This is a genomic window from Vibrio wakamikoensis (genome assembly GCF_050337275.1).
GTDB classification, from domain to species: Bacteria; Pseudomonadota; Gammaproteobacteria; order Enterobacterales; family Vibrionaceae; genus Vibrio; species Vibrio chaetopteri.
Window position 1 is genome coordinate 1 of record NZ_JAKJST010000033.1, and the last position, 12,012, is coordinate 12,012.

Here is a 12,012-nt window from a genome sequence, read left to right on the forward strand (position 1 = left end):
AAAGTCTCCTCGACCATTCCCCAATCAATTACCTCCGCTGGAATACCCTAGCGAACATGAAGTCAGAAAGGTGAAATGTGGCGGCTATATTAAACTTAACGGGCAAGCCATTTACGTCACGAGAAGACTATTAGGTGAGTACGTTAGTTTGGAATATATCGACAATCGATGTTGGTTGCTTCGATTTGGAGAAATGAGATTAGGGATTGTAGATGAAGTTGTTGGAAAAGTAATTCGGCCAACATAGGGTGTTACCTATGTGGCCGGTTTAAAGTGTTACCTATGTGACCATCAGTACACGCATTCCAAGCTTTAAATTGTCATTAGCCTAGCAACAGGCTCGAGAGCCGTTATTTTAGTTCCCATTTCGCTACAATCGCTTCGGCACGTGCCAGTAACTCAGTGCTCGATGTCGATTGCATGAACGCTGCGTTATCACGCACTTGCTCGACAGTGTGCGCGCCAGCAATCACAGGCCCTACTTCTTCTTGCGCCACAAGCCAGTGGATCGCTAAGTGTGAAAGCGGAATGTTGGCTTCTTTAGCCAGCGCTTTTAGCTCTTCAACACAGTTGAAGTAGGGTTCAAACGCTTCGCCATTGAGTTTAGGGTTGTTACGACGGTCGTCGTTCTCATCCCAGTTACCAGAGCGCTTTAACGTACCCGTCAGCAGACCCTGCATTAGCGGTGAGTACGGTAGGTACTTCATGTCGTGCTCTTTACAGAACGGCAGCGCTTCTTCACGTGCACGGTATTGCAGCGGAATGTTGTGGTAATGCTCTGGGTTTTGCTCAAGTAGGTTGTAGAGACCTTGGAAGGTCGCCACTTCAACACCTGTCATCATCTCACGCGTCATATCAAGCGAGTAGTTCGATACACCGACGTGGCGAATTTTGCCTTGTCGTTTAAGTTCAGCCAGTGCCTCTGCCGTTTCTGAAATTGGCGTGTTTGGATCTGGCCAATGCACTTGGTACAGGTCGATGTACTCAGTTTGCAAGCGAGTTAGTGAGTCATCAATCTCTTTGGAGATGCTCTCTTTTGTCAGATCTTTACGAGTCTTTTTGCGCTCATCTTGAGACCATGGCAGGCCACACTTGGTCGCGATGATAATGTTGTCGCGAGACTCGGTTTTCAGCGCTTGGCCAAGTACCGTTTCCGCGTGACCTTTACCGTAAACCGGTGCAACATCGAAAAAGTTGATGCCGTTGTCGAGCGCCGCTTTGATTGCTTTGATGGATTCATTGTCAGAGACGTTGTTCCAAGTCCCGCCGATTGCCCAGCAGCCAAAACCCACCGCTGAGGCATTAAGATCTTTGATTTGTTTGTTTTTCATCATTCGTTCTCTTGTTTTCTCATTCAAGGGTCGGGATTGGATTACTTAAGTTCCGGCCAGTACTCTTTGTTCGCTTCGAGCATGTCATCAAGGATAAGCTTCGCCACTTTCGCTGATGGAATGGTCTTGTTAAGCGCAAAGGCTTGCAGCGCTTTGTCGTAAGAGCCTTCAATTGCAGCATCAACTAAGCACTTCTCAGACATTAGCTGTTGCTGCAGCATGCCTTGGTAGAAGTGTGGCACTTCACCCACTTGGATTGGGTAGACTTTATCGCGGCCGAGTAGTGCAGGCACTTCCACCATTGCGTCATCTGGCAAGCCTTTGATGATGCCGTTGTTAGGGATGATCACTAGCCACTTCTGGCGTAGGTCATAAGCCATCGACATCGCCACGTCTGCAATAAACTCACCGTGCACGCCAACATGGAATTTGCCTTCAACGTTGCCATCTGATGCTTTGATTTGCTCAATCGCTTCAAACATCTTCTTCTCACGACCTTCCATGACCTCGTTAGCACGAGTGTGCTCTGGGTCAGACTGAGCCACGATATCATCAGCCATTAGGTAGTATTGAAGGTAAGTGTTTGGCACGTACTCTGGGAACATTTGCATTAGAGGCTGAGTGTTCTTGAAGGTTTTAATCCAAGAAGGCTCAGAGTGACACGCGTTTTCCACTTCTTCTTCAGTCAGCATGCCGAATTTTTGGATGTGGCTACGAAGGAACGGGATTTTCTCTTCGCCATCAACTTTGATAGACGTAAACCAGCCGTAGTGGTTCAGGCCGAAGTACTCAACGTCGAGATCATAACGATTCACACCAAGGATATTCGATAGGTTACGCTCAATCGCCACTGGCATGTCACAGATGTTAAGCACGCGAGCGTTAGGACGTAGGCGGTGAACTGCATCAGCCACAATCGCCGCTGGGTTTGAGTAGTTCAGCATCCAGCAAGATTCTTTAGCGAAGCGCTCCATATGATCGATAAGCTCAATCATTGGGAAGATAGTACGCATGCCGTAAGCCAGACCGCCAGCACCACAAGTCTCTTGGCCTACACAGCCGTGACGAAGAGGGATTTTTTCGTCAGTTTCACGCATCTTGTACTGACCTACGCGGATTTGAGCAAACACGAAGTCAGCGTGAGAGAAAGCCACTTCTGGTTCCGTCGTCACCGTCAGTTTCACGTGTGGAGCGTGAGTTTTGACCACGTAGTCCACCAATACTGCAACGTTGTCTTGGCGCTCGGCATCAATGTCGTACATGCGGATTTCCGCGATAGGGAAGTCACCCCCTTTCATTAGAAGAGCTTTAACGATACCGGCAGTGTATGTTGAGCCGCCGCCTGCGATTGCGATGATTTGTGGTTGCTTGGTCATAACCAACTCCAATTTGATTTTGAATGCTGTTCGGATATTTTAAAGGTCATGTAATTTACAACCTATGTTGAATAGGTCTTATCCTATGGATTTGATCTGATGTGACAAATTGAATACCTTTAATGTGTGATCGTATTCAAACAATAGTTGGGATTGGTTATGGAAATACGGGTTTTCTATGCCCTCTTTTACGAGATAAGTAGATTGCCAGTTTGTGAGCGTTAGGGTGAAACCAGGCTTCGGTATAATCAAAGTAGCGCCCATCTTCTAGGTTGGATATTGAGCGCAGGTTCATGATCGGGTGGCTTTTCTCCATTCCAAGCAAGGCCATAATCTCCTCATCGGAGTCAACGGCGGTGAACTCTTGGCGACTGCCTTGTATCAACATTCCTTTCTCATGCTCGACATAATCGAATTTTGATTTCTGTAACGTAGAGATATTGAGGTCGGGAAACAATGCGACCGGCATATAGCTGTCTTCGACAATCCTTGGTTGGTCATCAATAAACTTCACCCGACGTATGTAATACAAGGGCTCGTTGGGTTTTAGTCCTAGGAGTTTATGGACGGGGGCGTTGTCACTACTCATCAAAAATTGCGTCACCTGATACTTCACGGTTTTATTGTTGTGGGTCAGGATTTCAGAGGTGCCAGCCAAACAATTGAGTTGATGCGAATATTGCTTTTCCAGTACATAGGTACCAGACCCACGGCGCTTTTCGACCAGCTTGAGCTTAACCAGTTCATCCACGGCCTTGCGAATGGTGATGCGGCTGACTTGGTACTCTTCAATTAACTGCTTTTCTGTCGGTAATGCTGATCCAACGCTGTACACATCCGCGTTGATCTTCTCTTTTAAGCTCTCTAATACTTTTACGTATAGCACGATGTCATTTCCAAAAAATTATTGGTTATATCAATATCAAAATAACATAATAAATTGGTTCTATATTAGGTCATTCATCACATTCTAGGTACAACAAAGTTGTTATGACTTCTTTTCTGAATAAAGTGATTTTCAGAAAGAAAATAATTAATAGCGTATTTAGGAACATCAATAATGAACAAAGAAGCTATAACCACTTATATGAGTGACTTATCGCGCGCCATGCTGGCACCGATATATGTCCTTCCACTAGTGGGTTTTGTGATTGCCATCGGAGCGGCAACAACCAACCCAGGCATTGTCGAAGTACTGCCTTTCTTAGATGCCCCTTTCTTTAAAGGGATGGGAGAAGTGTTGGTTTGGTCAACGCTGAGCGTTCTTATTAACCTGCATATCATCTTCGCTGTCGGTATTTCGATGGGGCTTGCGAAAAAAGACAAGCACCTAGCTGGCTTTAACGCGCTGATCATCTACTTCATCTACTTGTACACCATGCATACCTATATGAAGTTCAATGGTCTGCTATTAGATGGTGACTTAGGGGGAACCGGTCAGGCGAACATCCTTGGCTTGCAAGTGGTCGATACAGGTATCTTCGTTGGCATGCTGATCGGTATTGTTAACGCTTACTTCCACAACAAATACAGCCAAAAGGTACTTAAAGGCGCGCTATCACTATACGGTGAATCTCGACTTGTGCTTATTATCATGATTCCGGTTGCGATTGGCCTTGGTATTCTGTTTACCCACATCTGGCCACCGGTTCAGCACGCTATCTTCGGCTTTGGCGAAAGCATTCGCGGCGCAGGTTCTATGGGTGTTGGTGTGTACGGTTTCCTAGAGCGTATCTTGATTCCAACAGGTCTTCACCACTTGCTTTGGGTGCCAATGCACTTCTCTGATCTCGGTGGCTGTGCTGCTGTCGCAGGTCAAAACTACTGCGGCATCGAGAATATCTTCCTTGCTGAAATTGGTGACCCAGAGACTACGCGTCTTTCTAGTTCAATCGTGTTTGACTCACGCAGCCTAGTAAAAATCTTTGGTTTGACAGGTGCGGGTCTTGCTATGTACCACTGTGCTGACCAAGACAAGCGCGAAAAAGTGAAAGCGATTGTGTTCCCTGCTGTGTTGTCTTCTATTTTGGTGGGTGTTACTGAGCCGATTGAATTCTCATTCCTTTTCGTAGCGCCAATCCTGTTTGTTGTGCACGCTATCCTTACTGGTCTATTCATGGCTGTGTTGTCGTTGCTGGATGTCGTGGCGGTAGGTAAAGGTGGTCTTATCGACTTCATCGTTTACAACATTCCACTGGGTACCGATAAAACCGATTGGCCGATGTACGTGGCGATTGGTCTGGTTCAGCTAGCGGTGTACTACTTTGTGTTCCGCGCGCTGATCACGCACCTCAATCTAAAAACCATTGGTCGCGGTGAAGCTGAAATGAAGCTACAAACCAAAGACGACTACAAGAACCGCAACAAAACAGACGCCATTGATATTGCAGTCGGTGAGTTCAACTCGATTGCTATCATTGAAGGTCTAGGTGGTAAAGATAACATCGTTGATGTGCAAAACTGCTACACCCGATTGCGTGTGGAGGTTCGTGACCCATCTTTGGTGGACGAGGCGAAAATTCAAGAATCGAACCCTATGGGGCTGGTCAACAAAGGCCAAAACATTCAAATCATCTTCGGCAGTCACGTAGCATCCGTGCGCCAGGAAGTGAATGAGTTCTTGGAGGCGATGGCGTAAGCGCTAATACCTTTTCCTCCCTCTACGAAAAAGGCCTAGGTGACGATACTGTCCCTAGGCCTCTTTGAGCTCAAGTGTGTAATGTCGTTACATCAACCACTTCCACCAAATAAACACGGCAAGGAAACCAAACAGGTAAACAAGACCAATAATCGATAGTGCTTTTAGTTTACTACCCATTTGCAGCGCTTTAGGAAGAGCCGTTTTAGACACTAAAACATAATTGAGCAGTGCAAACACTGGAGTGGTAACAAACGCCATGATCATCGCAAAGTTGAGCATTGGCATCAGTGCTTTGGCAAAGAAAGCGATAATCGAAATAGCCGCAATCGACACCACAATGACCCATGCTTGGTAAGACTTCGGGTTCTCTTCAGTCTTGTTTTGAAGCAGGCGCTGTGACTCGGCAATTGCGCGCGAGTAGCCATCAATCACGGTAATGGTGCTGCCAAAAATACAGAAGAAGGCAATCACAGCGATCAGGTAGCGTGACCATTCACCAATGGTTGATGCGTACATGCCGACTATTTGATGAGAGAACCCCACTCCCGAAGCAGACAGCTCTGTCCCAGAACCGTGGATAACCAGTGCGCCCAGCGCAACAAAAACCAAGGCTAATAAAGCCGTACCAATATAGCCCACATTAAAATCGAACAGCGCCGACTCAGCGGTCACTTTCTGCTTCTTACACTGACTCTTAAGCCACATGGACGTGATGCTAGATATCTCAATCGGTGCAGGCATCCAACCCATAGTCACTACGATAAAGCCGATGGCGGCAATGGTCCACGGAGATGGGGCTTGATAATCGGCGGGCGCGACGCTGCCGTTAGACGCTGCGATAATCACCGCTGTCACAGTTGCCACCGTCAATGTGGCCATAATCGCTTTGGACAGTCCGTCGAGCGCTTTGTAGTGACCGGCGAATAAAATCCCAATACAGGTCACCAGCACAACCCCGCAAAGGGCAAGCGAGGACAGCTCAAATGGTAAGAAGTAGCCGAGTAAACTGGCGCTAAACAAGAGTAGTGCTGCCGTATTGACCACTGCGGAAATGACCGTCAGCAGCGTAAATACCCAAAGGTATCCACGGCCTAATCCTTCATAGCCTTGAATCAGACTATTGCCTGTACCGACGGTGTACTGAACCCCAGCTCTAAAAAATGGGTATTTAAATAGATTAACGAGCAAGATCAGTGCTGCGAGTTGCCAGCCATAGATGGCACCTGCTTTAGTAGAAGCAACAAGGTGAGAACCACCAACGGCGGCCGCTGCCATCATGATGCCTGGACCAAGAGAACGTACTAAGTGAGATAAGCCTGGGCGTGATGCTGGCTCTGAAGGGAGTGAAGTATCCATGACATGAGTCCTTTATGATTATTATCCGTACTGCAATCGCTGTAAAAAATTATTTACGAAACGATAAAAAATTATTTCCAACACATTCATTTCTACAGTAATTTCAGCAGGATGCAATGTGATGGAATGAAAAGGACGCCTTGGTTTGGTCGGTGTATCTATAAAATGAGTTAGAAGTGGATGTTTGTGCTGATTATCTTGGGATAGATAATGCATCCTCATTGGAGGTTGGCAAAAAAGAGTAGGAAAAATATTGGAAGGAGTCGCGAGCACAAAGGCTCGCGACGCTAGTAATAGGGTGCTATCTAGCGATTAAGTTTTAGGTTTTCTCTTCAGCTGCTGCACAACCAGTCCAATCACAATTAACATTAAGCCGACGAGTGTCGATGGATGGATTTCTTCGCCGATAACGGTGGCAAGCAGCATCAGTGAGATAAATGGCGAAGCAAAGATCAGATTACTGATACGCGCAGTATTTTGTGTCAGCTTCAAAGCGCTCAGCCAAAGAACAAAGGTAATACCCATTTCGAAAAGACCCACATAGCTTACCGCCAGCCAGCCCTTTAGGGTGATACTTGACCAAGCGGCGCCCTCATAGATCGCGACACCGAAAGCAAATGGTAACGCCACCAAAAAGCCGAGCAGTACACCAACAACCGGATCGGCAGTGTTTTTGGTGTTCAGGATCCAATAGCCTGCCCAAAGCAAAGTGGAAAGCAGCGCTAGTGCCACGCCTGCTGGACTATCAAATTGCAGTCCTAGCACATCCCCTTTAGTAGCGATGACCACCACGCCTAAATAGCCGAGTGCACACGCAAACCAATCTTGCGGACGGATTTTCTGTTTTAGGAATACCGCCGCCATTAAGGTTAATGTGATTGCCCAGCTGTAATTGATGGGCTGCGCTTGCGACGCTGGCAGTAAGTCATACGCCTTGAACAGAATAAGGTAATACGCGAGTGGGTTGATGAGTCCCAGCAATAGGTAGTACCAAGGATTGGAAAAAAACGTGGTTTTGAGTTGAGACAGCGTCCCTTTTACGGCACAGACAATGACCAGAGCGATGGTTGAGGCAACCGATGCTGCGGCGACCATTTGCGCAGGGGTAAATTCAGCCAATGTGAGTTTAAATGCCGTCGCGACCGTAGACCACAGTAGGACAGCAGATAACCCAAACAGCAGGGCTTTGCGTTCGTTTTGCATGGAGAGTTAGCATTAGGATGGAGTAAACAATGTCTGCATCTTACCAGTGAATGGCATTCTGAAAACAGCAGTTTGTGGTGACGAATCACACAAGATTGCAGCGAGCTCAACTAAAGTGAGATCAGCGGTGGCAGCGGTGTCAGATCGATCAATGGCGCTTGTTGCCATGAAGGTTCACTGGCAAACAGCCATAAGGTATCAACGTGATTTCCTTTAAGTGAAGAAATGTCGACGAGACTCATTAAGGCGTAAAAACGCCGTACATAGTGCACGGTCTCATTGGGCAGTTTGAGTTTTGAGAATTCACGACTGCCCGCTTTATTGATTGCGCGTTGTACTCGTCCTTCTCCCGCGTTATAGGCCGCTAGAGTAAGATTAATATCGCCCTCAAATTTTCGATATAAAAATGACAGATATTGCATCGCTGCCTGCGTGCTCGGCTCGATGTCAAATCGCTGATCGAGGTTTTGCTCTACGATTAACCCGAAGCGTTTTGCGGTGGCAGGCATGAGTTGCCAGAGCCCAGCGGCTTTCGCTGGTGAAACCGCCTTGGGGTTATAGGAAGATTCTAGCATCGGCACCAGTACGAGGCTTTCTGGTAGTGACCTTTTGCTTAGTTGTTTGAATATCTCATCCACTAAAGGACTGAACTCTTCGAACTTTTTAGTGATATGGGTTTGATAGGGTTTTAACGTGGCGATGTGCGGCGCTATGTCCGCTTGGGCTGGGGCACCTTGGGTCGGCTTGGCATAACTCACGCTGTGCCCAAGGCACAGCAGGCTCATCACTAGCAAAGTATGCCAGTGAGGTTGGCGCCAATAACGGCTAAACCGTTCGAGCATGTTCCTCATAACTGTGCTGTTTTTGACCCGTTAACTCGCCGAGTAATTCTTGGAAAGCGGCAGAGCTTTGGCCGTTGTTTTGGTTGTATTTTTGGCACTGTGCAATCAAAGACTCAAGGATGTGCCATTGTTTGTGCACGTTGTCTGACAGCTTTGCAGGCAGCGCTCTAATTAAGCGTTCAACCCCAGCTTGAGAGCAAGGCAGTTTTAATTGGGTGAGTGCCTGACTGCGGTTGCTGGCATTGCGGCCAAGTTGATTCAATATCGGCAGTTGGCTCTGGATATTGTCGCTCAGCGATTCCCCATCAAACTTGAGGTACAAGGCTTTTTGATGTTGCAGTAGTGCGAGCAGTTTTCGGTACAGTTTAATATCGTCAGAAATGCTCAGCACGAAGGCTTGTACTAGCTCGGTTTTCGATGCGGCCATGGTTGGTTACTCCACTCAATGGGGTCGCGTGCTTAGGATTCGTGACCAGTATGAAAACGCATCACCGCTTGCGACAGGGCTTTAACATCCAGACCCAATTCGCCATTCGCCAGTGCATTACGCACCGCTTCGACTTTGGCCATATCCACATTTGGCATAGCAGCGAGTTCGGCTTGTGCCTTGTCTAGCGCGGCTGTGTTGGCGTTGAATGCGGCTTCAGACACGGTTTTACGCTGCGGCGTTTCTGCGGTTTGAGTTTTAGACTGGTTGAAGTTAGTTTGTGGAACATGTCCGCCAGCCACTTTGTCGATTTTCATGGTGTTGCTGTCCTATCAAGATGTCGATAACAGTATAGGGCGACAAAGCGAGCGACAGTATTAAATCTGCCCACCTAAATTGTTGCCCTTTTTTTCTATCTTAATCTCAGTATTAATTTCGAGCGTGCTGTGTGAAATTTGTTACCTTGAGTCAGAAAATTAAAACTGAGTGTGAACTTGGTTCAAGCCAGTGACAACGGCGCGAATCACTTTCTTCGACTGGCTATTTTGTACTTTGATCTGTTCACCTTCTCCTGCCGTTTGTAGCGCGACGCCCTTGGTGGTGGCATTAAAGCCTCCCTTGGCGGCGATGATCACCACTTCGTTGCCCTTCTCGACCAACGGTGGATTGCTGACAAACTTAGCATCAATGATCTGCCCGGCACGCATCCTTCGCGTGACCTGTTTACCACGCAATGTCGACAGGTCGGTCACAAAGGCCGTTGCGCGCGACAAGGTGCGTGTTTCGAGTCGAACCGATGTGGCATCTACCGTGGTATGACGATTGAGCGTGGTGGTTGCCACTGCCACAGGCAAGGATAAGGTCGCCTTGATGCTGGCATTAATGCGCCAATCATTCACTCCGTCTTCACAGCTGACGCTGCGTTTTAAATTGCCTACAGGCAGCGCTTGATGGTCACGGCTACTGATGATGAGCGGTGCTATGCATTGATCGAGATGTTTTGCTGACTCTGGAACCAATATCACCAGTTTGGCGTCGTGCTTACCCCAGCGATGGCGCTCGGCGAGCTGCTCAATCTCCAAATCAAGCGCGTGGCGCACCGCGTGCTCGATATCCAACCGCGTCATTTTGGCGTGGCTGGTGGCGAAAGCAGACAGTGATATTGCCCCCAATAATAGACCTATGATCCATTTCCCCATGTCATATCTCGCTTCCGTGAATCGGAAGTTCCTCTTCCTTTGTTTTGTGTAATTCATTGTTTTTATTGAAATAAAAAATTGGCACGCATCTTGTTGTTAATTAGGGACGACCGCCCATTTAAGGACAAAGAGATGGCAATCAGTTTTGACAGTGCGTTAGGCGTGCATCCCGAAGCACTCAATTTTCGAGTTCAGAGAACCAAGGTGCTAGCCAGTAACTTAGCAAATGTCGATACACCTGGGTACCTAGCAAAAGACCTGAGCTTTACCACGGTGATGAAGCAAGCCAGCGCCAATGGTGTGCACAGCACGACACCAAAGTTGGACATTGCCACTCAATACTCCGTGCCGTACCAGAACAGCAAAGACGGTAACACGGTAGAGCTGGGCGTTGAGCAGGCCAAATTCACCCAAAACAACATGGATTTTCAAACTAGCCTGACCTTCATGAACATGAAGTTTAGCGGGCTAGCGAAAGCGATTGAGGGACGTTAATCATGTCATTTACCGATATTTATTCTATCGCTGGCTCAGCCATGACGGCGCAAACGGTACGACTTAACACCGTGGCCAGTAACCTTGCCAACGCAGACGCCGTGTCGGCCAACCCAGATGACGCTTATAAGCCGCTCAAGCCTGTGTTTGCCACTGTCTACAGCCAAACCCAATTGGCGAGTGATCAAGGGGTGTACCCCAATGCCGAAGTGCGCATTGTCGATGTGGTGAATAGTGGTGCTAAAGCCGAACAACGTTTTGAGCCGAATAACCCACTCGCCAATGAAGAAGGTTATGTCTACTACCCGGGCGTTGATGTGGTGGCGGAAATGGCAGACATGATGTCCGCATCACGCAGCTTTGAAACCAATGTGGAAGTGCTGTCGAATGTGAAAAGCATGCAGCAAGGATTACTTCGTTTAGGGCAGGGCAGCTAATGAGTATTGCACAGTTCACCGCGCTGGATACGGACTCTCCAGTCGCCCAGCAAACTAATGCTAATGTGTCTGCGAATCCGCAAGACGCCAACAGCGCTAGCTCACTACAAAATGAGTTTATCACCTTAATGGTGGCGCAAATCCAGAACCAAGATCCACTCAACCCGCTTGATGGCACCGAGTACGTTAGCCAACTGGCGCAGTTCTCTCAGGTACAAAGTACCGAGAACATGTCAACACTAATGCAAAACAGCATGGTGCTTCTCGACAACATGCAGGTGCTATCGACTGCAAGCCTAGTGGGTCAAACCGTGTATGTCAGCAGCAACGAGGTTGAACTGGCGGACGGCGCGCAAAAAGGTCGTATTGAGCTCGCCCATTCATCGAGCCAAGTGAATGTGGTGGTGGAAGACGAGTTTGGTCAAAAAACCAAAGTGCCACTGGGCGCTCACCCTGCCGGTGACGTGGATTTCACCATCAACCCAGAAGAGCTGGGTCTTAAGCCGGGCAAGTACTCTATTTCAGTCGAAGTACAAGACGGTCAAGCGCAGCCAAATTTGCTGCTGGCAGGTGAAGTTCAACAAGTCCGTATTCCTAGCACAGGCGGCGCGGCGATGGTCAATGTCGCTGGCGTGGGCAATGTGCCTTTCTATGAAATCAGTCAGTTTGGTGCTTAGCGCCGAGTGTAAAACCCATAATTATCAG

The 12,012-nt window shown here is 47.9% G+C and carries 14 protein-coding genes; 5 read left to right on the forward strand and 9 right to left on the reverse strand.

Annotated elements, in window-relative coordinates; translation table 11 throughout:
• Nucleotides 1-247: hypothetical protein (locus L4C42_RS19085; RefSeq protein WP_429759926.1), on the forward strand; the 247-nt coding region annotated here is incomplete at its 5' end.
• Nucleotides 248-350: 103 nt separating this feature from the next.
• On the opposite strand, the gene L4C42_RS19090 is transcribed toward L4C42_RS19085, so the two are convergent.
• From L4C42_RS19090 to L4C42_RS19100, 3 genes are all read right to left on the reverse strand, one after another.
• Entirely contained in the window at nt 351-1,334 is a 984-nt protein-coding gene (locus L4C42_RS19090; RefSeq protein WP_429761617.1) for an aldo/keto reductase, read from the reverse strand.
• 38 nt (nt 1,335-1,372) lie between these two features.
• Nucleotides 1,373-2,707 carry a 6-phospho-alpha-glucosidase gene (locus L4C42_RS19095; protein WP_429761618.1) on the reverse strand — a complete coding sequence of 445 codons (1,335 nt, stop codon included), beginning with the start codon at nt 2,705-2,707 and terminating at the stop codon, nt 1,373-1,375.
• Between the two features lie 157 nt (nt 2,708-2,864).
• Nucleotides 2,865-3,593, reverse strand: coding sequence for a GntR family transcriptional regulator (locus L4C42_RS19100; RefSeq protein ID WP_353497426.1), 729 nt, complete (start codon nt 3,591-3,593; stop codon nt 2,865-2,867).
• A 174-nt stretch (nt 3,594-3,767) separates the two neighbouring features.
• Between L4C42_RS19100 and L4C42_RS19105 the strand changes: the two genes are divergently transcribed.
• Nucleotides 3,768-5,345: a PTS transporter subunit EIIC gene (locus L4C42_RS19105; protein ID WP_353497425.1), complete on the forward strand. Its 1,578-nt coding sequence runs from the start codon at nt 3,768-3,770 to the stop codon at nt 5,343-5,345.
• 87 nt (nt 5,346-5,432) lie between these two features.
• Here the strand turns inward: L4C42_RS19105 and L4C42_RS19110 are convergent, their stop codons facing one another.
• The 6 genes from L4C42_RS19110 to flgA all read right to left on the reverse strand — a co-directional run bounded on the left by L4C42_RS19110 (nt 5,433) and on the right by flgA (nt 10,375).
• Nucleotides 5,433-6,704 (reverse strand): NRAMP family divalent metal transporter, encoded by a 1,272-nt coding sequence (locus L4C42_RS19110; RefSeq protein ID WP_353497424.1) that lies wholly within the window; start codon nt 6,702-6,704, stop codon nt 5,433-5,435.
• A gap of 312 nt (nt 6,705-7,016) precedes the next feature.
• A complete protein-coding gene (locus L4C42_RS19115; RefSeq protein ID WP_353497423.1) occupies nt 7,017-7,907 on the reverse strand; it encodes a DMT family transporter in 891 nt (296 codons plus the stop codon).
• A 110-nt stretch (nt 7,908-8,017) separates the two neighbouring features.
• Nucleotides 8,018-8,692 carry a lytic transglycosylase domain-containing protein gene (locus tag L4C42_RS19120; RefSeq protein WP_418642303.1) on the reverse strand — a complete coding sequence of 225 codons (675 nt, stop codon included), beginning with the start codon at nt 8,690-8,692 and terminating at the stop codon, nt 8,018-8,020.
• A gap of 40 nt (nt 8,693-8,732) precedes the next feature.
• Nucleotides 8,733-9,176 carry a flagellar export chaperone FlgN gene (gene flgN / locus L4C42_RS19125; protein WP_353497421.1) on the reverse strand — a complete coding sequence of 148 codons (444 nt, stop codon included), beginning with the start codon at nt 9,174-9,176 and terminating at the stop codon, nt 8,733-8,735.
• A gap of 32 nt (nt 9,177-9,208) precedes the next feature.
• Nucleotides 9,209-9,493, reverse strand: a complete 285-nt coding sequence (flgM, locus tag L4C42_RS19130) for a flagellar biosynthesis anti-sigma factor FlgM (RefSeq protein WP_042502029.1) — start codon at nt 9,491-9,493, stop codon at nt 9,209-9,211.
• A 159-nt stretch (nt 9,494-9,652) separates the two neighbouring features.
• Complete coding sequence (flgA, locus tag L4C42_RS19135; RefSeq protein WP_353497420.1) at nt 9,653-10,375, reverse strand: flagellar basal body P-ring formation chaperone FlgA; 723 nt, start codon at nt 10,373-10,375, stop codon at nt 9,653-9,655.
• A gap of 132 nt (nt 10,376-10,507) precedes the next feature.
• On the opposite strand from flgA, the gene flgB reads away from it, so the two are divergent.
• From flgB to flgD, 3 genes are read left to right on the forward strand one after another with little or no spacing between them, the layout of a single operon-like run.
• Nucleotides 10,508-10,870, forward strand: a complete 363-nt coding sequence (flgB, locus tag L4C42_RS19140) for a flagellar basal body rod protein FlgB (RefSeq protein ID WP_042502033.1) — start codon at nt 10,508-10,510, stop codon at nt 10,868-10,870.
• A 2-nt stretch (nt 10,871-10,872) separates the two neighbouring features.
• The gene (gene flgC, locus L4C42_RS19145) at nt 10,873-11,307 is read left to right on the forward strand and encodes a flagellar basal body rod protein FlgC (RefSeq protein ID WP_353497419.1); all 435 of its coding nucleotides are present in this window, start codon (nt 10,873-10,875) and stop codon (nt 11,305-11,307) included.
• Nucleotides 11,307-11,984: a flagellar hook assembly protein FlgD gene (gene flgD, locus L4C42_RS19150; protein ID WP_353497418.1), complete on the forward strand. Its 678-nt coding sequence runs from the start codon at nt 11,307-11,309 to the stop codon at nt 11,982-11,984. The genes flgC and flgD overlap by 1 nt, the downstream gene beginning before the upstream one ends.
• Nucleotides 11,985-12,012: the final 28 nt, after the last annotated feature.